Genomic DNA, 22,274 nt, shown 5'->3' with positions numbered 1-22,274 from the left:
GAATTGTGACTGAAGGATAGATTTCTCTTATCCAGTTGAAAGCGCCGGCAGCGTATTTTGCTGTGCGAATCTCGATCATCATTGATCACCGATTGCGATCCGCCAGGATAAATGCTTCCTATTCATCGGAAAGATAATCCCATGCTGAATAATATCAGTTCACACCATTAGAGTGAGGTGAGATGTTGGATCGAATCGCAGGCATGGAGGTCTTTGCAAAGGTTGCCACGTTAGGCGGCTTGTCCGCCGCCGCGCGGGCTTTGGGCATGTCGCAAACCATGGCCACAAAGCATATAGGAGCACTCGAGGGCCGGCTCGGGGTGAAGCTTCTCCACCGTACGACTCGTAAGACCACGCTCAGTGAGGCAGGACGACGCTACCTCGAAAGCGTGGAGCGTATTCTTTCCGAACTCGCTGAGGCTGATGCAGTAGCAGTTGCTGAACGGGTGGAGGTTACTGGAACCCTCCGGGTCAATGCGCCGGTCTCCTTCGGCGTACGCGAACTCGTGCCTCATCTGGCGGAGTTCTCCGGGTTGCACCCGGGACTGACTGTGGACCTCGGCCTTAACGATCGCGTTGTCGATCTTGTCGAGGAAGGATGGGACGTTGCCGTTCGGATAGGGCAAATTGAAGACGAGACCTTGATCGCCCGCAAGTTGGCACGTTGCCGGCTATTGGTGGCAGCGTCACCCGCATATCTGGCAAAACGCGGAACGCCCCGCACGATCTCGGACTTGGTTTCCCACGATTGCCTCGGATATACCTTGTCGACTGCTCTCGGCCCAAGTCGATGGTATTTCGGCGTCGATGGTTCTGTTAGTGCCCCCATCACCGGTAGGCTTCACGCGAACAACGGCGATGCACTCGTTGCCGCAGCCTTGGCCGGGCAAGGCTTGATCTATCAGCCGACCTTTCTTATCGGGGACTACATCCGTGCTGGAAAACTCACACCTCTCATGCTCGATCACCCGGCTACGGAATTGCCTGGTGTGTTCGCCATTTACGCAAGCAACCGACGCCCTCCAGCGAAGGTGCGCGCATTCATCGATTTTCTGGTAAGTCGCTTAGGGCCCGAACCGCATTGGGACCGAGAGCTTATGCAGCTTGCCAGCTAATGGACTTTGAAACGAGCATGAGAGCTGAAGGGCCAAAGTCATCATCGGCAGACTCCCTCATGGCGCGGGCGCATCCTTCAAGTCAACTTAAATGGTTATGGTGCAACGATCGAGCGGCGAATAGCAGAGCCTCCTGCCGCGCTCATATCTCGGCATCAGTCACCGAGGCGGTTTTCCTTCGGGAGGAGATTTGCATTTCCCGACGGTCCGAAGCTGGCGACCGAGAAATCTATGAAACTCCTAAGCTTGGGGGTCAAGCGGCGATCTGGGGCGTAGAGAATGTGCAAGGGGCGGGTTGGGACAGAGTAGGCAGGCAAAAGCGCCACAAGTCTCCCGTCAGCAAGGTAGTCTTTCACGAGCTCCATAGGTTGCAGCATGACGCCCAGCCCTTCGAGGGCGGCGCAAAGTAATGGCTCGCCATGATCGACCATGAGCCGGCTCGTCACGGGTACGACTTCCCGCCCGTCGGGCCCGTCAAAGGTCCAGTGCGTCCGCAGCTCGGTATATAAAAAACCAAGGCATTCATGTTTTTGCAGATCCCACGGCGATGCCAACGGATCGCGTTTTTCGAGATATGCAGGCGCGGCGCACAATACGAGGCGGTATGGGGCGAGTTGCCGGGCGATCAGCCCGCTGTCTGACAATTCCCCCACACGGAATACGGCATCGTAGCCTTCTTCGATAAGGTCGACGGCGCGATTGGCTAGAGTGAGTTCGACCGACACCTCAGGATACGCTTTCATATATTCAGGTAAGCGAGGAGAAAGGGTTTGCATGCCAAAGCTGACTGGAGCATTGATGCGTAAACGTCCACTTGGCACGGCACGCGTTTCTGCTGCCATGCTCTCCGCAGTTTCTACCTCCGACAGGATGAGCTTGGCTCTTTCGTAGAAAATTCGCCCGAAATCCGTCAGGCTCTGGCGACGAGTGGAGCGGTAAAGCAACTGGACGCCTAGGTGCTGCTCGAGTTTCTGGACATGCTTTCCGACCAGTTGAGACGACATTTGCATTGCCTCGCCCGCGGCACTGAATGAGCCGTACTCGACAGCTCTGACAAATACCTCCATCCCTGTCAGTCGATCCATTTGAAACGTTCCGTTTCAGGTAAAGCGATGCTAACGCGATTTATCTCATTTTATTTCATCGTCAATATCGGAGCTAATCGCAACAGAGGATAAGTCAATGAAAGTCGCAATTATCGGAACAGGAAATATGGGTTCCGGATTTGCTCGGGCATTTGCATCGCAAGGCATCGACATTGTACTTGGCCATCGCGACCCGGCCAAGGCCGCAGCACTGGCTGCTGAACTCGGTCCCAATGTTGAAGGCGGTGGGATCGCCGCAGCTGTAAAGTTCGCCGATGTCGTTTTACTGGCTCTACCATACCAGGCCGTCGCCTCTGTTCTTAGCGAAGCTGGAGACCTGCGCGGCAAAATTTTGATCGATATCAGCAATCCGGCCACCGCAGACTACAAAGAGCTTTTGCTGGGTCACACGACTTCCGCAGCTGAAGAGATCCAAAAAGCGGCGGATGGTGCCAGCGTGGTGAAAGCGTTCAACACGATTTTCGCCGGTCTGATCTCGCCTGAGACCCGTGCTGGCAAGGCTCTGCAAACCTTCATTGCCGGCGATGATGCTAGTGCTATCGCCAAAGTGCGCGAACTCGCGGAAAAACTCTCGTTTGAACCAATCAATGCCGGCCCGCTGAGCAACAGTCGCTTCCTCGAGCCTATTGGAGAGATGAACATCCACTTCGGTTTCTTCCTGGGCATGGGGGCGACGGTGGCGCCGGCCTGGGTTCGCGTTTGACGAAAAAAACGATAGCTAGACCGTGATCTTCGCCGTCCAGCTACGAATGGAGCAACGCATATGAACAACCTCGCACTCAGATCAGCTTGCGCAGCCCTTCTGATCTCATTCTCGTCTCAGGTTTTGGCTGCACCCGCAATCGAGGTGCTCGGCCGTGATTTCACCTTCCCCAACCAGATCGAAGGTGTTCCTGGCAAGCTTTCTGATTTCAGTGGCCTTGAGATCAACAGCTTTGAGACTAACGACGGAGTGAAGCTTTCCTACTGGGAAGCTGGGGAGGGTCGGCCGATCATCTTCGTTCCGGGTTGGGGAGCCAATGGTGCGGAGTACTTCAACGTCATGTCCCTGTTGAGCAAGAAGTATCGCGTTCTTGTGCTGGATCCACGCAATCAAGGTCTATCCGAAAACGTTGACCACGGGACGCGCATCGCGCGTTACGGCATGGACCTGAAAGAGTTTGTCGATCATCTCGGGCTGGAGCAGGCTGATCTCTGTGGATGGTCAATGGGTGCTTCTGTAGTCTGGAGCTACATCGATCTTTTCGGTACAAAGTCCATCCGCAAGGCTGCCTTTATCGATGAGCCGATTTCGATCTATACGCACGCGGACTGGACCGAAGAGGAGCGATTGAATGCCGGAGGAATGACGACGTCGCCGGAGCGAATGATCGCGGCCTTCGCCGGTGCTCCGACCAATAGCCAGATCGTGGATATGAACGTCTTACGCCGCGCTATGGAGAACGGTTCTCAGTACTTCCAGAACTCCGAAGCTTTTGCTCACGAGTTCATCAGAAACGACATGAAATACATGAGTCTCGTGCTGTTCGACCATGCAACCAATGACTGGCGCGACGTCGTGAGCCGCAAGATCGATGTACCGACTGCGATCTTCACTGGCGAGAATAGCAACAATGTGCCGAGCCAAAAGTGGATGCAGTCGCAGATCAAGGGATCGGAGCTCTTTATCTATTCCGCCAAGGACGAGGGCGACCACTTTCTCGCTTTCAAGAACCCTGTGAAATTCACGAACGAGCTCAGTTCGTTCCTGGAACGCTGAGCGCGCGGCGCAACGCGAATGCTCGACCCGAGGTTCTTTCCCAGATCATCATCATGGCGGCAGAAAGCCGCCGAACCCAAGGAGAAACAACATGCCTGTTGTACGCGTAAGCTGGTTCAGCGGCAAGGACACGAAAGCTAAAGCTGCCGTCGCAGCCGAAATCACGGAGAGCATCGTCAAAAATACAGGCACCGACGCCAGCTATATTTATGTGCTTTTTGAGGACATTGAGCCCTCGGACTGGGCCGGTGCTGGCAAGCTCTTCGGGGAGGCAACCGAGAAATCGTAGCCAAGGTGAGGACGGCAAGCATCATAATATGTCAAAAAGCGGGAGGAAGACATTGGATTTGATCCGCGCAATACCCAGAGCTGCCGGTATCGTCTTCGCGGCGGAAGGCCACTCAGCCGGTACGGCATCGGACGTCGCTATCAGCGACTTTCACCTGTCCGGCGTCTCGCTCGAACACAGCACTTACAAAGACGAGCGCGCATTCAAAATGACGATGCCGTCTGAGGCGATTCAGGATGCCCAGAAAGAGAAGCTCTCCGACCGAAATTTCATGGCCTGGCTGCCAATGGATTTCGGTGACGGTGTTGTAGAAGCCGAGATGGCGAGCGAACTTGCGGCTGATGCTCCGGCCTATGCCAGAGGTTTCATTGGCCTAACTTTCCGTATCGATAGCGAAGGTCGGTTTGAAAGCATCTACCTACGTCCGACAAACAGTGTCGCCGACGATCAGGTCCGTCGCAATCACAGCGTTCAGTATGTTGCCTACCCCGACTACAGATTCGACAGGCTCAGAAGCGAATCTCCAGAGAAGTACGAAAGCTATGCGGAGCTGGACCTAGGACGATGGATCCACATGAGGATCGTGGTGTCCGGCCAAAAGGCGGCGCTTTATCTCGACGGCAAGAGTCAACCCGCACTCATTGTAAACGACCTAAAATTTGGAACCAAACAACGTGGTGGTGTTGGTGTCTGGCTGGAATCTGGCACGATTGCATATTTTCGGAATTTGAAGGTGAAGCCCGCCTAGCTGGGCTATGCCTCCGAGGCCGCCTTCAGCAGTGCATTCAAAAAGGCCATGAAAGTAGCTCCTAAGTTTTATCGGGAAAACGTCGTTAAGCAGCAGCGCCAATAAGACGGCCTAACGCGGCTGGTATCTGCTGCTCTTGAATGGAGGTTGTCTCTTCCCGCTCTAGATTTCCGTCCTCGAGCACAGCCAACCAATTGGGAATGGCTTTGCTTCTGTGATGGTTTTGGTCTGTTCAAGTCGTCCTTCGGATCACGGTTTTTTCCGCATTGTAAAAGCCATTGCACAAAACAAAAACTTGTGTAGCGTGGATCCGTCAGTTTGGGAGGAGACGGGCGTAGATGTTGGTTCGACAATTATGCGCTCGTAGGGACTGCACTTCTCGTTGAGACGAGAGGCTTGGTGTACCAGCAGGTCAAGGCACGGAGGAATTTCTTGGACACGTATCTCTACATCGACAATCAAGAACGAAAGTCTGGAACAGGCGCGACGTTCGAACGGCGCAGCCCCGCGTCCGATGTCGTGGTTAGCCGTGGAGCCGCCGCCAACGTCGATGATGCTTTGCATGCGGTCGACTCCGCACAGAAGGCATTTATAGACTGGTCGAAATCCGGCCCCACCCAGCGACGGACGCTTCTGCTAAAAGCGGCAGACGAGATCGAGGCGAGGGCCGAAGACTTCGTAAGGGCAATGAGTCTCGAAGTTGGCGCGAACGAGCTTTGGGCGCGCTTCAATGTAATGCTCGCAGCAAACCTGTTTCGCGAAGCCGCCGGGCTTGCCACTCAATTGCAAGGCGAGACCATTCCGACTGACAAACCCGACACGCTTTCAATGACCATTCGTCAGCCGGTTGGGGTCATTCTCAGCATTGTGCCTTGGAACGGCCCGGTTGTCCTCGCCGCCCGCGCGATCGCATATCCCTTAGTATGCGGGAATACGGTTGTTTTTCGTGCTTCGGAAACCAGCCCGCGCACTCACGAACTCATGGCTCAGGCAGTGCACGCCGCCGGCTTCCCAGCAGGCACACTGAATTTCATCACGAACGATCCAAGCGATGCGCCCGCAGTCATCGACGCATTGATTTCACACCCCGCTGTCCGCCGGATTAACTTTACAGGATCGACCCACGTTGGTCGGATTATCGCGGAGAAGGCAGGCCGGCATCTCAAGCGATGCATCCTGGAACTGGGAGACAAGTCACCGCTCGTGGTCCTCGATGATGCAAATGTCGATGACGCGGTCGCTGCCGGAATATTCGGCGCGTTCCTGTATCAAGGCCAGATCTGCATGTCGACAGAACGCATCATCATCGATGAGAAGATCGCTGACGAGTTCGTTGCGAAATTCGCCGAACGCGCCAAGGCTTTGCCTGTCGGCGATCCCGCCTCTGGCGAATGTGTCCTCGGACCTGTGATCAGCAGGCCCGCGGCGACACGCCTTGCCGACCTTTTGCAAGATGCGATGTCGCAAGGGGCAAAGCTCGTGGCCGGTGGCCACTGGGACGGAACAATGATGCCGGCGACCGTTCTGGATGGCGTGACGCAAAGTATGCGCATCTACGCCGAGGAGACCTTCGGCCCAATCCTTTCGATCATTCGTGCGAAAGATACTGAAGACGCTATTCGCATCGCGAACGATACGGAATATGGCCTCTCTGCCGGCGTGTTTGGCGCAGACATCACCCGTGCGTTGGAGGTCGCCAAACGCATCGACACGGGATCTGTCCATATTAATGGCGCGACGGTGGCCAATGAGGCTCAGGCGCCATACGGAGGTACCAAGGCCAGCGGCTTCGGTCGCTTCGATGGTCGAGCGGTAATCGACGAGTTTACTGAACTGAAGTGGCTGACAATCGAGAATAGCCGCCAGCCATATCCGTTCTGACGCCGTCAATCCGGCGACATTACGGGGCAGTTCCTGGAGGGGTGCTGCTCCGAGGTGCGGTCTTCTTGGCCGCGTCAGCATAGGGAGCCCTCAGCCAGCTACCGTCCTGTTATACAGCTCCGTGTTTCGGACCTTGGTGACAGGTTACATTGCCAAACGGGAGGAACACGATGATACGGAATAGGCCCAAGCAATTCGAGCGACTGGAGCATTCGTTGATCACCGGTCGCATCAATCGTCGAAGATTCCTTCAAGCTGCGGCTGCGACGGGGTTCGTGATCGCAGGAGGCATTGAAGCTCTTGCAGACGAGCTCGATGCCATCCGGGCCAATCAGGACAAACGACGCGCATCCCTCGCAAGGGTTTACGACTACATCATTGTTGGGGCGGGTAGTGCCGGCTGCTCATTGGCAGGGACGCTGGCAAAGGAGACGTCGGCGCGAATCCTTGTTGTCGAGGCTGGCGACTGGGACACGGCCCCCTCGGTACAGGATCCTCGCTTATGGTTTACCAATCTGGGCACGGAGCGCGACTGGGGCGACATCTCGGTACCAAGCGCAAGCGTGAACAATCGCGGGATACCGGAGCACACAGGTCGTGTTGTCGGCGGAGGTAGCAGTATCAACGCCACTATTTGGTCTCGTCCCTTCAAGGCCGATCTCGATCATTGGGCGGATGTCTCGGGCGATCCGGCATGGAACTACGAAAATGGCCTAGAGATCTTCAAGCGTGTTGAAAACTGGCAAGGCAAACCGAACGCAAAGTATCGTGGCACCGGAGGACCTGTCTGGGTTCAGCCGGCTGCCGATCCTCTGCCACTGGCAATGAAAGCCCTCGATGGATGCCGGGAAGTCGGTCTGCCGGTCGTGGACGATTTGAACGGCGATCGTGAGGAGACAGGTAACGGCTTCGGTCTGATGAACCAGATCATCAAGGATGGCAGGCGGCAGAACATGGCACGAGCGTTTCTGTACCCCGTGCTCGCACAGGACAATGTCACACTTCTCGTCAACACCCCGGTCAATCGAGTGGTAATAGAGGGCGACCGTGCAGTCGGGATCGAATGTATCGTAGACGGGAAGCCAGTAACGATCTCGGCTGATCGCGAAATCGTATTGTCAGCCGGCGGCTTTAATACGCCAAAGATCCTTATGCTGAGCGGCATCGGGGATGAGGCAGGGCTCAAAGCAGTGGGAATAGCACCCATTGTGAACTCTCCCGAGGTAGGAAAGAACGTGCAGGATCATATTCTGCATGGCGGTTGTCTCTTCGAAGCGCCGGAGGCATTCGAATATCGGAATAGTGCCGCGAACGTATCGGGCTATTACAAGACGGACTCTTCTTTGGAGTTACCCGACGTAAGTATTGTTCAGATCGAACTGCCATACGCAAGCGAGGTCATCGGAAAGAAATATGCTCCACCACCTACCAGTTGGGCTCTCTGCGGCGGATTGGTCGCGCCAAAGAGCCGTGGAACGGTAAGGCTTAGATCGAACGACCCTACAGATCGCCCTATCGTCGACATGCAGTTTCTTAGCCATCCAGATGATGTGAAAGCATTGTCCAGGAGCGTTGAAATCGCCCGGTCGATTGCAAATTCCAAAGCGATGAAGGATTTCGTGGTTCGGGAAGTCGCACCAGGCAAGAAGCTCGAGGGGGAAGATCTGATAGACTTCGTTCGCGACGGGGCGACCACCTACTTCCATTCTGCTGGCGCCTGCCGCATGGGCAAGGACAACAAGGCAGTTGTTGATTCGAAGCTGCGAGTGAACGGGGTCCGAAACCTGCGCATCGCCGACAGCACGATCATGCCCCGGATAGTGGCGGTGCCGACTATGCCGGCCTGCGTGCTGATTGGTCAAAAGATGGCCATGATTCTCAAGGCCTAGCGCCGGCTTTCAAGCGTGAACGCCGATACTCCATGCGGCGTTCACGTTCGCCATTAGAATGAGTTCGTGCAGCAACGGCACTTTTGGATTTGTGGCGCCACAATTCGACTCACATCTAGGGCAATCGTCGTTTGCTCTAAATTGGTGGCAAGGGATCAGCTACAGCCAAACTTACGGACTTAAGCTGGGCCGGAATGTCAATTTGGCGACCGCCGGCATTTAAGTCTACTGCGCAGCGCCACAATCGACTTGCCCGAATGAACGGCGTTTCTCTTACGAACAGCCGTCGACCGCGATGGTCTTCGAACCAGTTGGTCCAACCCTCTCCGGACAAATCGCGCCATTCAACATTCAGATGGACCTCCGAATGTGCAAACAAGTTACGCAAAGCTTGGGACGGAAGCGTTGCCGCAAATGCTATTTCAGACGACCCTATCGAAAAATCAAAGGGCAGCGGTCGACAGGCATTACTTCGTACAAAGCTAATTGCTTGCGCCAGCATCCTGGCCTGCAGACTTATTGCTGCCACAAGCCAGCGGCGATTCTTGCCTTGCACAGAAGATGCCCCGAGAAGCCCTTCATCACTTAGATTGGTCAGAATTCGCGCGAAGTAAGCGGTTCCACGCCGTGCCAAATCCAATTCTTCTGCCGGGGCCGTGCCCGCATCGTATCGAGCTCCGGCACCTTGGCGCGCACGCAGGGCTGCGCGCGCTTCCTCTTGGCTGGGGCTCACCCGTCTTCCCCCTCTACCAGGGTGCGCGCGAAGTTCAGCCGCTCCATGATCGGGGCGTCAGAAAAGCGAAACAGGTCGAATTGCGTCTCTGCCTGTAGCGACCATTGGATCCAAGAGGGAACTACGAAGATGTCCCCGATATCGAGCTTACGCTCGTTGCCTTCGATGACGACGCTCCCGCGCCCATGGAAAACCTGGAAAATCGTCGAGCCGACCTCGCGCCGTGGCGCTGTAACGGCACCCTCGCGAAGGCGGTGAAATTCACAACGTATCGTCGACATAACGTCGCCGCCAGTTGTTGGATTCATGTACCGGATTGCCGCATGTCCCTGCTCGACGGTGGCGGCCTGGCCTTCTTCCTCGAGCAGAAGCTGCTCTGCCAGGGCTCGGTCGGTATGTTCCCACCGATATGCCCCGACCGGAGAGTTGACCGTATCTTGCAGACCGGATAGCGGGCGCAGGCCCGGATGGCCCCAGAGCCGCTCCGAACGTGAGAACCTTGGGGTAGCATAATCGGTAACACGCTCGGCACCGAACTCGAAGAAGCCAACGTCATTTTGATGGGAGAAGGGAATATCGAGCCCGTCGATCCAAGCCATCGGCTGATCAGTATCGTTATGATGCCCATGGAAGAACCAGCCGGGTGTCAGCAAAAGGTCGCCTCGGCTCATCCGAACAGGGTCACCGTTTACAACCGTCCAGACACCTTCTCCCTCGACGACAAATCTAAAGGCATTTTGCGAGTGCCGATGTTCAGGTGCGGTCTCACGTGGTCCGAGATACTGAATCGCGCACCAGAGAGTGGGGCTTATGTAGGCGTTGCCTCCCAAGCCGGGATTTGCCAACCCCAATGCTCGCCTCTCGCCGCCACGCCCGACTGGAACGAGATCTCCCGCCCTTTGGGCGAGGGGTAAAATATCAGCCCACTTCCAGACATAAGGTACGGCCTTGGACATTGGATGTCGGGGCATCAGGTTCCCGAGTTGCGTCCAAAGTGGCTTGATATGCTGCCGGTCGAAGCCAGCATAGAGTTCTCGAAGCTCGGGAGTGTCCTCGGGCTGCATCGCGTGGGATTTCTTGGTTGCAGTCGCGTTTTCCATAGAATTCTCCTGTTTCGCGAACTCGAGCTGTTAGGACGCGTCTGGCTGAAAAGGTGGCGCGGCTGAATGAAAGGCTGGGATTGCATCAAGAGCGTTGAAGATTCTTGTAATCGTCGGCCAACTCGAAAGGTCGATATCAAACCGCTTGTTATTCCAAACTTGAGCGTAGAGACACACGTCGGCGAGACTCGGCTCGCTGCCATGACAAAAGTCCCCGGTATCTTCGTCGCGTGCGAGAGTTGCTTCCAAGACGTCGAAGGTTTCACTGACCCAGTGAATGAACCACTTCCGCTGAAAGTCTTCGTCCGCCCCAAGACTGTCAGCCAGATATCCGAGCACCCTCAGGTTATTGAGAGGGTGTATCTCGCAAGCAACCATATAGGCCAGTGCACGCACACGAGCCCTGCCATCTGCATCACGGGGCAGGAGGGCTGGCCGCGGATATTCTTCGTCGAGCCATTCGATGATCGCGAGCGATTGGGTCATGGACGTCCCATCCTTTCTTTCAAGGACGGGAACCAGCCCGGCGGGATTCATCTGGAGATACGCCTCAGTGCGATTATCACCTCGACGAAGGACATACGATACGTAGTCATACGACAACCCTTTGAAATTCAAGGCGACGCGTAGCCGCGTTGACGTAGAGGATCGAAAGAAGTTGTGAAGCTTGAACACGGCTACTGCTTCGCTTTCTCAACGCGCGTGGACAACTGGCCAAGACCTTCAATGCTTACGATGCAGACATCGCCCGGCAACAACGGTCCAACACCTGCTGGCGTACCCGTCATGATGATGTCGCCGGGCTTGAGCGCGAACGAATGTGACAGGATGGATATGATCTCTGGCACAGACCAAATGAGATCTTTAAGGTCAGCGTCCTGCTTGGTATCACCGTTCACATTCAGGCTTATCGACCCGCTGCTGAGGTGACCAACAGCCGAAACCGGATGAAGTGGCCCGATCACTGCCGATCGATCAAACGCCTTGCCTTCGTCCCACGGACGTCCTTTGTCGCGAGCTTCCATCTGGATATCTCTCCGCGTGAGATCGTTTCCAATGGCATATCCCCAGACATGCTCCAGTGCCGACTCGACGGGTGTATCGATGGCTTCCTTGCCGATGGCGACCACCAGTTCCGCCTCGTATTGAAAATTGCTGGTACGAGGCGGGTATGTGACCATTTCGCCATCATCGACGACGGCATCTGTTGGCTTCATGAAGAAGAAGGGAAACTCGCGCTCAGGATCTTTGCCCATCTCGCGAGCGTGAGCTGCGTAGTTGCGGCCGACGCAGAATACGCGTCGCACCGGAAAACGCGAAGTTGAACCGGCAACGGCAACGGACGCCTGAGGCGGTGGTGGAAAAACAAAAGTCACGAACTATCTCCTCTCTTCGGCAGTTACTTTGGGCAAGACGCCTGTGTCGACTGGCTGCCTGTCGATGGGTATGGTCAGATCTGAGCCGGCGTCTTCAAAAGCGCTTGCCGGTGGATCTTGCCAGTCCCGGTTTTTGGAATTTCCGCAACATACTCGATGATAAGGGGGCATTTCTGCGGCAGCAGCTTTGACTTGACCAAGCTGCAGAGGATCTTCGATCGTGCTTGTCGCCAGCTATGCACGTCCGAAGCTTCGCCACTGCCCTGCCAGTTTCATTTTCGGCCGAGCTGCGCACAAGAGAATTGAAATCGGCCGTGTAAAAGCCAGCCGGACCGCCTCCAAGGATATGGATGCTGGTAAGTCGTGCCATCTCTCCTCCCTTTAGATCACTTGAGATATGACGCAGGTCAACCTAGTATCTTTTCCAATATGCGCAATCAATTTTTTAATACAGAAAACGCGAAAGTGAACTGATGACCCATATCGAAGTTAGTTTCGGCGATTGCGATCCGGCAGGAATCGCCTTCTATCCTAATATTTTCCGCTGGTTAGATAAGGCATTCCATGACTGGTTGCGTCCGCGGGGAGGGCATGCCCACTTATGTGTAGAGCTTGACGCACTCGGCATCGGCCTGATCGACGCGAAGGCACAGTTCCGTCGGCCGATCGTCGATGGCGACGCCCTCGTGATAGGCCTCACCATCAAGGAATGGAGCCGAAAGACCGTGACGATCGAATACGAAGGCCGAATCGGAAACGCTCTCGCGTTTCAGGCGCAAGAGGTGAGGGGGCTTTTCAAACGGGAGAACGGTGATACGTTCGCTGCGGAGATTACGGCACTCAAGGAACTGGTAGAGACAATTGGCGAAAAGTGAAGTTGGATCACGTCAGAGTAGTGGAATTCAGTCGCTTGACGCGGCGTTACGGGTGCTGAGTAGTGTCGTTGAGTTTCGGGAGCCGGTAACATTGTCCGATCTGGCTAGGAAGTGCCAGATGCCTCCGAGCAAGGTACATCGATATCTTTCTTCCTTTCTGACGGCTGGCTTGATCTCTCAGACCGGCCGCTCGGGCAAGTATCTTCTAGGGCCAGGAGCGTTGCAGCTTGGACTGGCAGCGATTGGCAGACATGACTTCGTGAACTACGCCGCGGACGGCCTGGCAGAACTATGCGCCGATACAGGTATGACTGCCCTTCTTTCGGTCTGGGGAAATGGCGGAGCGACCGTTGTTCGGTGGGAGAGAGCGGAATCCCCTACCGTCACATCGATGGGCCTCGGCACCACTCTTCCATTGCTGAATTCGGCATCAGGGCGCGCCTTCTTGGCGTGGGCACCTGCTGCGGCAACCAAGGCCGCACGCGACGCTGAGCTTCGTCGCGTCAAGAAAAATCCGTCTATTGCGCCTGATCTGACGCCGACGGCCAGCGGAATAGACGAGTTGGTTCGCAAGACCAAGAGTCAGGGGTATGCTTCCGTCGAAGGCAAGTTCATCCCTGGACTCGTTGCGATCGCAGCGCCGGTTCTCGACTGGCAGAGCGAAGCCCAGGCCGTGGTCACTCTGATTGGAACTGACCCCGAAGCCGTCCAACCCGGTTCGAAGCCAGTGCGCCAACTCATCGCTTTTTGCAAAGAAAAATCTGTAGTTTCCAGTTTGTCGAAGACATCTACGTCGCGCAAGGTCTGAGACCGGTCCCGGTGGTGCGTTCGCGGCCAGCGACAGCTAGACACGACGCATAACCGCACGGCACGGTGATGCACGAAACACGCGACCACTCTTCAGAACCGGGCGGTGGTTTCCTAAACTGTCTACAGGCTATTCGCCTTGGGCCGCGAGTTTTCGCCTCATACGCAGTTACGTCGCCAACGTCATTGAAGGTCGATGAAGATCCCCGCCGTTGAACTCTTCGCTTGCCGACTTATGAAGTGAAGTTCTGATCTATCCTGCGGATTGGCCGCCGATAGCAACAACTGTCTCATTTGAGACAGTTGTTTGGCCCTCTCGCGTCTCACAGTCGCTATGGGTCGCTGGCAACAACTGATATAAATGTCGATGACATCTTCATACAAGGATGTCGGGCTAAAACGGAGACGTATAATGGCCGCGAGGCATTTGCCTTTCGACAAGGCGCTTCCAAATTCTCCAGAAAAGTCGGGATGATAGTGCGTGTTACTGCGATGCGCTTTTCATTGCTGGCAAATAGCGACGAGCCCATCTGGCTTGGTAATCACAACCCCTCTGAGAGCATTACTCTCGATGTTAGTGGTGGTCACCAGCTGCTGCACACCTTTTTATTTCCTCATAGATCCTATCCGGGAGCGGCAGCAACAAGCCAACTTTCTGGATCGTTGGATCGCATGAATACGCAGACCAGATCATCTTCAGGGTCGGAACAGTTGATTATGCTGCAAGCAAGACATTGCCCCACGAACTTCTGGGTGGATGGTGGGTCCGTTCGACTAGCCAGACGAAGAATGTTATAAAAAGTTTAAAGAACGAAGCCGTCTCAGTGTTGCTTTGGGAGGAGCAAGATGTTGGAGTATGATTTTTGGGGAGATGACACTTTAGCGCGCGAACCGCTTTTTGACGAAATCGAGCGTTTGCGGAGGTCTCGAGACCATGAGTCGAGTAAGCCTTTGCCCGGCATTGTCGCCGAATCCTGGAAGCGTTGTCTGGCGGACTATAATCTCGCACCTGATAATGTTCCGCGCGCGGAGGTTCTGACCCACTACGAGTTCCGCAGCATCGCACAGGACCACGAGGATCTCCTAGCTGTCGCGGAGGCAGAAGTAGAGAAATTGTTCCTGCGTCTGGTGGACAGCGAGTATCTCGTATCCCTTGCCTCCGCGAATGGTGTGATGATGCTTTTTCGCTGCGATCATCAGTTATTGGGTGACATGTCGAGGCTGGGTGTGTTGCCAGGCTCGGTGTGGGCGGAAGACAGGCAAGGAACAAATGGCGTTGGAACATGTCTTAGGGCAGGGCGGTCTGTCGTCATTGCCGGGAAGCAACACTATGGGCTGGCGACGCAGGCATTGTCGTGCATCACTGCTCCTGTGGTCGGGCGACGGCAGGCCTTGCAAAGTGTTATCAACGTAACCACAGCGCGCGTCAGTGACGATAGGACCAATCGCGTCGTACTCGATATCGTTGAAAGGTCTGCACGGCGAATAGAGAACCGCTACTTTGCCCGACTGCATCGTCATAGCAATCTGCTAAGGCTTTTTCACGATACGGAGAGCACAGACCTCGCTGAAGAGGGGCGTGTGGCTATTGACGACAACGGGCTTGTTGTCGATGCGAGTTCGCAGGTAACAACGCTTACGGGCTTGCCTACCGACGAAATAATAGGGCGGCCCGCCGATGAGGTTTTCTGCATGGACTTGTCGCTCGCCGACATACGCCCTGACAGGGCCTATCCGATTCCTTTTTCTGGTAAGAACCTGCAAGTGGTTTTTAACCAACCCGAGGCTAGAAGGTCACGTTCGGTCACGGCGCATAATGCCGATATGGCAACCAGCATGTTACCAGCCATGTTCGTGTCGCCTCTGCAAGGCTTAGGTCTGGCCGAAAAGGATTTCCGCGTTGACCCAATGATCTCACTTTTGCTTGAGAGAGCGGAAAAGCTGTATAACGCCGGCATGCCGCTGATTGTGGGGGGAGAAACCGGCAGCGGCAAGACTGCCTTTGCGCAGATGATCGCGCGCCGCTGCTTGGAGGGAGAAACGGAAACGCTTTTTATCGACTGTGCGGCAGTGTCCAGCCAACGAGCAGGAGTTGCAGTTTTTTGCTCGCAGCCACTGCTTCGCCGGAAAATTTGCCTTGTACTGGAGCGCCTCGATGAACTCGATGAAAGCGGACAGATCGCTCTCCAGACACTGCTGGAAAACCGCGACCGGCGAGCGACCGAACGCATTGGAATTATTGGACTTATTGGCTCAGATTTCGCCCAATTTGCCAAGAGTGGTAAGCTTAGAAGCGGCCTGTTGCACCGGTTGAATGGTGGAACGGTCTTCCTTCCACCTTTGAGAAGCCACCCAGATCTAGCAGGTGTAGTCAACGATCTTTTCAAACTCGAAAGTCACCACTTAGGACAGCCGGAATTGCGGTTGAGTGACGAGGCCCGGCTCGTGATGCTGAATTATCATTGGCCGGGTAACTTACGAGAGCTTCGCAATGCCCTCCGGCATGCGGTTGTGCTCGCCGAATCTGACAGAATCGGCCTCGAGCATTTACCTGAAGATATAGTGTCGGAGATTGCGCGAACGGATTTGACAGCGCGCTCGAAATCACAAACATCTCGGATCGAAGCTGCGCTCCGCCACAATGGAGGGAACGTTTCACTGACCGCGCGATACTTAGGTGTTTCGCGCGCGACACTCTACAGAAAAATACAGATTCAGAAGTCTCGTGAGAAGACTTCTGAGGTAGAGTCGACTGGACGCGAATCAAAGACGAAAGCTTCAGGATGCGCGCTTTTCGGATGAAAGGACTCGGTTAATGCTATGGTTGGATCTTAGCCCGACTGAGTTCTTTTGCCACTCCTCGTGGTAGAAGACCGCCGCACCTTGCGGCGGTCTCAGTTCAAATGCTTTAAAGCGAGAAACCACCGTCTACTGCGAATGCCTGCCCTGTCACATGTTCCGCCGAAACCAGATATACTACCATTTGGCCCATATCATCGGGGGTTTGAGCAACGCCCTGGGGTAGGAAAAGCTGCTGATGTCGCGTCCAGGACTGCTCCTCGGACTCACCCGGCTGGGCCCACAAAGCCGAAAGCCCTTTTTCGCCTCGCCACATACCTGTTCCCACAATACCCGGGCACAAAGCATTCACCGTAATTCCGTCCTTCGCAACTTCCTTGGCGATTGCGTTGGTCAGGCCGATTACCCCGAACTTCGAAGCGCTGTAGTGCGATAGGTTGGGAAAGCCGACCTTCCCGGCAATTGATGACGTATTGATGATGCGGCCGAATTGGGCCTTTCTCATCAGTTTGATCTCAACCTGACAGCATAGAAACACGCCTCGAAGATTAACATCAATGACTTCATTCCATTGCTCCAGGGTGAGCTCTTCGATCCCACCCAAACTTACCACTCCAGCATTGTTCATCGCGATGTCAAGTCGTCCATACTCTTTCTCGATGGTGTCGACCATTGCGGCAATGCTATCCGGCTTGCGAACATCCACTTGAATAGCCATGGTGCGACGACCAAGCGCGGAGATTGCAGACGCTCCTTCTTCGGCGAGTTCTTTTGTGTAATCCGCGATTAATACGTCGGCGCCGGCTCGAGCGAGGCCGACTGCAATCCCAGCGCCAATGCCGCGACCACCGCCAGTGACCAACGCTACTTTCCCTTCGAGCGAAAAATGCGTATCTCTCATGTGACTCCCTCTTGATTCAAGCTCTCAGCGCCATCGCCGTGACCAGCGAGGGCGTAGCTGAGCATCCGGAGAGGCGTTCAGGCAATTGACTAAGATGCGCCGTCGCAACGCATCGACTTGTCGCGGCTGAGAATACGGTAATGTGGCACAGGCAACTGGGCAGTCTGAACCTCGCTCACCGATCGCTATGCGGGGTCAAGTTTATCGCGACTGGCTCAAGTCGAGCACTTGGCGGTGTCGGGAGCCCGTCGAGCGTGACCTTCGGAGTAGTCCTCACGGACCGACCCAGCTAAGATCTGTGGCGATGCACAAAAATCAAAACTGGAATAGCCGTGTTCGTTTTTGCGGACGGACAAGTCGAAGTTGCGGATCAAGGTCCGGGTATACCCCCGAACCAGCAGGAGTTGGTCTTCGAATCCCTCTATCGTATCACCCCACGAACCACCGCGGCCAGGTTCTGCTTGATAGCGGGACGGCCGGAACGAAGCTGACAATCCAGATTTGATTAATCAGGGAGTGATGGAGCGGTCTGCGCCGTGAGTGTTGTAACCGGCTTCTTGCCGGATTTGTCGGTCCAGGTAGGTGGAGCGCCGAACTTGTCCGCCACCATTCCGGCTATCCCGGGGGATCGCCCGAAAGCCTCACAGGCGGCATATTTCGGTTTGCCGCCAAGCATAGATTTCATTTTCTGACCCGAAGGAATTGATATCTGAAACCCGGAGGCGTCCTTGCCCGTGACAAGCATTTTGGAAAAATCATTCCCGAATGTAGTGGCCAGGCTGTAGGCGTCGCCAACTTCGGAGACCCTGGGATTGTTCGTGATGGAATTCGCTCCACGCGACCAGACGATCGCAGCGCGCTGGATACCGTTACGGTCAAGCGCCTCGGCTTCAACCGCGAGGCCTCCCAGGCCCATCGGCAGGCGAGGGATGCTGACCGGCAATACGGCGCCGCTGCCCAGCGTTACGGCTGTCGAAACGCCTGCCATCGTCTTATCAGTCGGCACCAGGTCGGCAACCACTGCTCGCACGGTCAAGTCGGCGGGCTGCCCCGTTGGCACGACCTGGTACTTATCGCTCAGAGCCACACACATCGCCCGATCCAGAGCATTCGCAACCAATGCCCGGTCTTCCCTCTGCTTTACCCGGGCAAAGGCGCCGGGCGAATATGAAGTCGGTGAAATACTGACAGTTTTCACGCCCGCCAAGGCCGGCCCGTCCACGAAGGAGCGCGACTTGCTGAGCTTGCCTTTGATCGCACCAAGGCTGCCATAGGATGTCAACGTTCCCGCTTCCTTGAGCGGAACTGTGCTGCAACCCGCCACGACCAGCGTCAAAGGCAATGCGATAAACGCGATCTTCAAGTGGGACAGGTGGACGTGCCCGATCGCCAGCTTGCGAGGCTCGGATATTGCGGTGCTACGCATAGGTATAGAGGTTCCTTTGAAAGAGGTGTCCGAAGATAGTGAAGGTGCAACATTGCCGCATCATTACGGGCGAATGGACAGTGCCACGAGATCGTCATGCTTCGCCGCTTCGGTGATGACACCTCCAGTGTCCCGATAGTTTGGCGAGACTGGGACGTTGTTCGGATCAATGATTTTCAAGCTTTTCGGCGAGTAGGTTCCGGCGGCCAGAGCGCTGCAAATTGATTTGCGCTGCCGGCGCTGACATCAAAGCTGCGCCCGCTCCGGGACGTCGTATGCGTCACTCTCAGCCCAAAGACCGGGAACGGCACTTTCCAGTCGGGCAATACGTGAAGTTGCCCACACCTTCAAAATAGATACTAGATGAGGTCTCCCGATCATTCAGCCATAAGGTGGCTCTGCTCCACGATCGACGAAAGCTCGCCATCCTCATATTTCAAAAGAATAATGGCGCCGGGCCCCGCCAGGAGTGAAATAATAAGTATCAGTGAAGAGGCGTATCTTACGAATCTCCCGGTTAGAATATGTAATAGCCGCATCTGAGCATGGCTCCTCGTCCGATTGACCTCATGTCATGGAACATCGGCGGACGTTGAGCCCTCACAATTACCGGAGCATTACGCCTAGACGACTGTTGCCCGCCTCACAGCTCGCCCCTCATGGCTGTGTGCGAGTGTCGCATGGAACGGTGAGAAGAGAACAAAGAGGCGGAAGAAGTTTCACGCTGACTGCGTGTCCAAACGCCTCCCGGTCCTTTTGTCGAACAGGTGAACGTGGGTAACTTCCGGCTCGATTGAGAGGCATTCGCCCGACCTGGCCGAAATGCGCTCGCGAAAGACACCGGCAAGAGGGATGCCTTCGATGGAACCGTAGACCTGGGTTTCGGAGCCGGTTGGCTCAAGAAGATCAATCTTGAGTTGCAAGCGACCGGGCCGCAATGCGATATGCTCCGGCCGAATGCCGTATATCACCGCCTCGTTGTTATGCTCGACCCGACCTGGGATCGGCCATCGCGTCGCTCCCGTGACGAAATCTCCACCTTCAATCTGACCTTCGACGAAATTCATGGAAGGCGAGCCGATGAAGCCGGCAACGAAAAGGTTGATTGGCCGATCGTAGAGTTCCAGCGGCGATCCGATCTGCTCGATTTTGCCTGCGTTCATTACAACAATCTTATCGGCCATGGTCATCGCCTCGATCTGGTCGTGCGTGACATAGATCATGGTGGCACGAAGGCGCTGATGCAAAGACTTGATCTCGGCCCTCATCTGTATGCGCAGCTTTGCATCGAGGTTTGACAGCGGCTCGTCGAACAGGAAAACCTGGGGTGCGCGAACGATCGCTCGCCCCATCGCGACACGTTGGCGCTGGCCGCCCGATAGCTGGCGCGGATAGCGGTCGAGAAGCGGCGTCAGTCCAAGGATATCGGCTGCCCGCCGTACACGCGCGTTGCGCTGCGCCCGCGCTACGCCTGCCAGCCTGAGCGCAAATTCCATATTCTTGGCAACTGTCATGTGCGGATAGAGCGCGTAGTTCTGAAAAACCATCGCGATGTTACGGTTCTTCGGCGCGATTTCGTTGACGACCTTCCCGCCGATCAGAATCTCGCCACCAGTGATCTCCTCAAGCCCTGCCACCATCCGCAGCAGTGTCGACTTTCCACACCCCGACGGTCCGACCAGGATCACGAACTCGCCATCCTCGACGTCGACATTCAGACCGTGGATCACACCAAGCGACCCATAACTCTTCCTCACATCCGAGATAACAACCGAAGCCATGCATAGTCTCCCAAATAGTCGGCAGGAAGGCCCCTGGCCTGCAGGACGCGCGACAAAAACATCATGCCCTTTAACAATGAAGCCGAGCGAACGCCCATAACACTTCACCGGCCCGGCGTAGTCCCGCCTGAGCTGCCGCTGGCCTCAACCAAGACGGTCATTGTTCCTGTTTATTGCCGATCGTTGTAGCAAACTCGCTGAGAACTATCTCAGCGAGCCTCAGAATCTTCGTTTGACCAAATGACTTCGGCAACTAATTGCTGCGCTTCACCGTATGGGGAATGCCTCCGCTTGGAGGCATTCCTAAAGTTGATACGGTCTCCAGCGCTACGACGCTCTTCCTAACCGTTTCTGCATCCAGTCGGATGACTTCTTTCGCGGATGCGGCGGGATATCGAACATCGACTTTACGGACTCGTCATGGGGAATCCCCAGCGTGTCGAAAAGAATCCGGCGATCGTACCGGTCGTTCTCCGCCTCCTGCATGGCGTATTTCAAGACATCGTCGATCAGATCGATCGGAACGACGATCGCACCGTCACCATCCGCCACGACCAGATCGCCGGGTCGGACATGTGCTCCGCCAATCTCGACCGGCGAATTTTCTCCGCCAAACTCAACGCGACCCTGATACATCGGCTGGACGACCCAACGGTGCCATACCGGAATTGCTTTTTGGTAGAGTTGCTCGTCGGTGTCGCGGGCGCCGCCATTGGTCAGAACCCCCTTAACTCCCCTTGCCGCCCACACCATCGAGTCCATGCTGCCAACTGCCGGCGTCTTCTGCCCCATCGTGTCGATCACCAGGAAATCACCTTCACCGATCTGCTCGCGGAAGTCGCCCATATCCCAGAGCTTACCGTACCAGTAGTCGTATGCCCATTTGGTATAGTCTTCCGGGCTTAACTCGGGCACCCGCTGCTTGGTCGGAAGGTGCCTATAGGTTTGAGCAAAACCAGCAGCCTTGGCCCGATAGAGAGGCCTTATCTCTGGATTCACGGTGCCAACGTGGTGCAGGCCCATCCAATCCATCCCGTCACGAATATCTGTTACCCTCAGCTTCGCGACTGTATCCAATATCTGCTTGCGTTTGCCATTATTCATTTTCGTCTCTCCTCTCTATCAAGTGAACTACCATCGTATTTTGCTTGGCAGTTGCGCCGCTTCGGCTAACTGCGCCGAGGCAATGCAACGGCCTCGCGTTCCAGCGCGCTCAGCTTTTCAACCCGACGCCTGAAATGCTCTTCAGTGCTGAACTGGGCCGCCAGGAAAGCGCGGATCACGTCAGCGGCGATTTGTTGCCCAATAATCCAGGCGCCGACGCACAGTACGTTGACGTCATCGTGTTCCACGGCCTGGCGAGCCACATAAGTGTCATGGCAAACTGCAGCACGAATCCCGGGGGACTTGTTTGCAGCGATGCACGCTCCCGCACCAGTACCGCAGACAAGGATCACACGCTCGACCTGCCCCTCGAGAATGAGTGATACAGCGCGCCTTGTGATATCCGGGAAGTCGACTGGCTCGTACGAGTTTGTTCCGACATCAATTACGCGGTCGCAATGTTCTGCAAGGAGACTGGCAACGAACCCCTTGAGCAGAAAGCCTGCATGGTCATTGGCGAGCCCGATAACCGATCGGTGCGGCACGGCAATAGTATTAGGCGAGCGGGCTTCGTCTCTGGTCACA

20 protein-coding genes are annotated in these 22,274 nt (G+C 55.6%); 10 read left to right on the top strand and 10 right to left on the bottom strand.

Going from position 1 to position 22,274, the window contains the following annotated elements; all coding sequences use genetic code 11:
* The first annotated feature begins 182 nt into the window (after positions 1-182).
* Positions 183-1,115 (top strand): LysR family transcriptional regulator, encoded by a 933-nt coding sequence (locus BM413_RS28460; RefSeq protein ID WP_091918222.1) that lies wholly within the window; start codon positions 183-185, stop codon positions 1,113-1,115.
* Between the two features lie 155 nt (positions 1,116-1,270).
* Here BM413_RS28460 and BM413_RS28455 read toward each other — a convergent pair whose 3' ends face one another.
* Positions 1,271-2,200 carry a LysR family transcriptional regulator gene (locus BM413_RS28455; protein ID WP_091918221.1) on the bottom strand — a complete coding sequence of 310 codons (930 nt, stop codon included), beginning with the start codon at positions 2,198-2,200 and terminating at the stop codon, positions 1,271-1,273.
* Positions 2,201-2,297: 97 nt separating this feature from the next.
* Between BM413_RS28455 and BM413_RS28450 the strand changes: the two genes are divergently transcribed.
* From BM413_RS28450 to BM413_RS28425, 6 genes are all read left to right on the top strand, one after another.
* Positions 2,298-2,924: an NADPH-dependent F420 reductase gene (locus BM413_RS28450; RefSeq protein WP_091918220.1), complete on the top strand. Its 627-nt coding sequence runs from the start codon at positions 2,298-2,300 to the stop codon at positions 2,922-2,924.
* Between the two features lie 60 nt (positions 2,925-2,984).
* Positions 2,985-3,980 carry an alpha/beta fold hydrolase gene (locus tag BM413_RS28445; protein WP_091918219.1) on the top strand — a complete coding sequence of 332 codons (996 nt, stop codon included), beginning with the start codon at positions 2,985-2,987 and terminating at the stop codon, positions 3,978-3,980.
* A 91-nt stretch (positions 3,981-4,071) separates the two neighbouring features.
* Positions 4,072-4,269, top strand: a complete 198-nt coding sequence (locus tag BM413_RS28440; protein WP_037168173.1) for a tautomerase family protein — start codon at positions 4,072-4,074, stop codon at positions 4,267-4,269.
* 52 nt (positions 4,270-4,321) lie between these two features.
* Positions 4,322-5,017 carry a LamG domain-containing protein gene (locus tag BM413_RS28435; protein ID WP_210188995.1) on the top strand — a complete coding sequence of 232 codons (696 nt, stop codon included), beginning with the start codon at positions 4,322-4,324 and terminating at the stop codon, positions 5,015-5,017.
* Between the two features lie 432 nt (positions 5,018-5,449).
* A complete protein-coding gene (locus tag BM413_RS28430; protein ID WP_091918218.1) occupies positions 5,450-6,898 on the top strand; it encodes an aldehyde dehydrogenase in 1,449 nt (482 codons plus the stop codon).
* Between the two features lie 215 nt (positions 6,899-7,113).
* Entirely contained in the window at positions 7,114-8,787 is a 1,674-nt protein-coding gene (locus tag BM413_RS28425) for a GMC family oxidoreductase (protein ID WP_210188994.1), read from the top strand.
* Between the two features lie 136 nt (positions 8,788-8,923).
* On the opposite strand, the gene BM413_RS32820 is transcribed toward BM413_RS28425, so the two are convergent.
* The 4 genes from BM413_RS32820 to BM413_RS28410 are packed head-to-tail and all read right to left on the bottom strand — an operon-like array spanning position 8,924 to position 11,996.
* Entirely contained in the window at positions 8,924-9,520 is a 597-nt protein-coding gene (locus BM413_RS32820) for a DinB family protein (protein ID WP_139238681.1), read from the bottom strand.
* The gene (locus tag BM413_RS28420) at positions 9,517-10,620 is read right to left on the bottom strand and encodes a cupin domain-containing protein (protein WP_244538072.1); all 1,104 of its coding nucleotides are present in this window, start codon (positions 10,618-10,620) and stop codon (positions 9,517-9,519) included. The genes BM413_RS32820 and BM413_RS28420 overlap by 4 nt, the downstream gene beginning before the upstream one ends.
* Before the next feature lie 30 nt (positions 10,621-10,650).
* A complete protein-coding gene (gene maiA / locus BM413_RS28415) occupies positions 10,651-11,295 on the bottom strand; it encodes a maleylacetoacetate isomerase (RefSeq protein ID WP_091918216.1) in 645 nt (214 codons plus the stop codon).
* Between the two features lie 2 nt (positions 11,296-11,297).
* Entirely contained in the window at positions 11,298-11,996 is a 699-nt protein-coding gene (locus BM413_RS28410) for a fumarylacetoacetate hydrolase family protein (RefSeq protein WP_091918215.1), read from the bottom strand.
* Between the two features lie 473 nt (positions 11,997-12,469).
* Between BM413_RS28410 and BM413_RS28405 the strand changes: the two genes are divergently transcribed.
* From BM413_RS28405 to BM413_RS28395, 3 genes are all read left to right on the top strand, one after another.
* Positions 12,470-12,871 (top strand): acyl-CoA thioesterase, encoded by a 402-nt coding sequence (locus BM413_RS28405; protein WP_091918214.1) that lies wholly within the window; start codon positions 12,470-12,472, stop codon positions 12,869-12,871.
* The gene (locus BM413_RS28400; RefSeq protein WP_091918213.1) at positions 12,858-13,679 is read left to right on the top strand and encodes an IclR family transcriptional regulator; all 822 of its coding nucleotides are present in this window, start codon (positions 12,858-12,860) and stop codon (positions 13,677-13,679) included. Before BM413_RS28405 ends, BM413_RS28400 begins: the two co-directional genes overlap by 14 nt.
* 845 nt (positions 13,680-14,524) lie before the next feature.
* Positions 14,525-16,480: a sigma-54-dependent Fis family transcriptional regulator gene (locus tag BM413_RS28395; RefSeq protein WP_091918212.1), complete on the top strand. Its 1,956-nt coding sequence runs from the start codon at positions 14,525-14,527 to the stop codon at positions 16,478-16,480.
* Positions 16,481-16,586: 106 nt separating this feature from the next.
* Here BM413_RS28395 and BM413_RS28390 read toward each other — a convergent pair whose 3' ends face one another.
* The 5 genes from BM413_RS28390 to BM413_RS28370 form a co-directional block, all read right to left on the bottom strand.
* Positions 16,587-17,378: an SDR family NAD(P)-dependent oxidoreductase gene (locus BM413_RS28390; protein WP_091918211.1), complete on the bottom strand. Its 792-nt coding sequence runs from the start codon at positions 17,376-17,378 to the stop codon at positions 16,587-16,589.
* Positions 17,379-17,883: 505 nt separating this feature from the next.
* On the bottom strand, positions 17,884-18,804 hold the full coding sequence (locus tag BM413_RS28385; protein ID WP_091918210.1) for a DUF3313 domain-containing protein: 921 nt from the start codon (positions 18,802-18,804) through the stop codon (positions 17,884-17,886).
* Positions 18,805-19,523: 719 nt separating this feature from the next.
* On the bottom strand, positions 19,524-20,585 hold the full coding sequence (gene ugpC, locus BM413_RS28380) for an ABC transporter ATP-binding protein (protein ID WP_091918209.1): 1,062 nt from the start codon (positions 20,583-20,585) through the stop codon (positions 19,524-19,526).
* A gap of 327 nt (positions 20,586-20,912) precedes the next feature.
* Positions 20,913-21,689, bottom strand: a complete 777-nt coding sequence (locus BM413_RS28375; RefSeq protein WP_091918208.1) for an RraA family protein — start codon at positions 21,687-21,689, stop codon at positions 20,913-20,915.
* 65 nt (positions 21,690-21,754) lie between these two features.
* Positions 21,755-22,273: an RpiB/LacA/LacB family sugar-phosphate isomerase gene (locus BM413_RS28370; RefSeq protein ID WP_244538071.1), complete on the bottom strand. Its 519-nt coding sequence runs from the start codon at positions 22,271-22,273 to the stop codon at positions 21,755-21,757.
* Position 22,274 lies beyond the last annotated feature (1 nt).

Source organism: Mesorhizobium sp. YR577 (genome assembly GCF_900116595.1).
In the GTDB taxonomy this organism is placed as follows: Bacteria; Pseudomonadota; Alphaproteobacteria; order Rhizobiales; family Rhizobiaceae; genus Mesorhizobium_M.
Note: the sequence above shows the minus strand (reverse complement) of the source record. Positions and strands in the feature narration are given on the sequence as shown.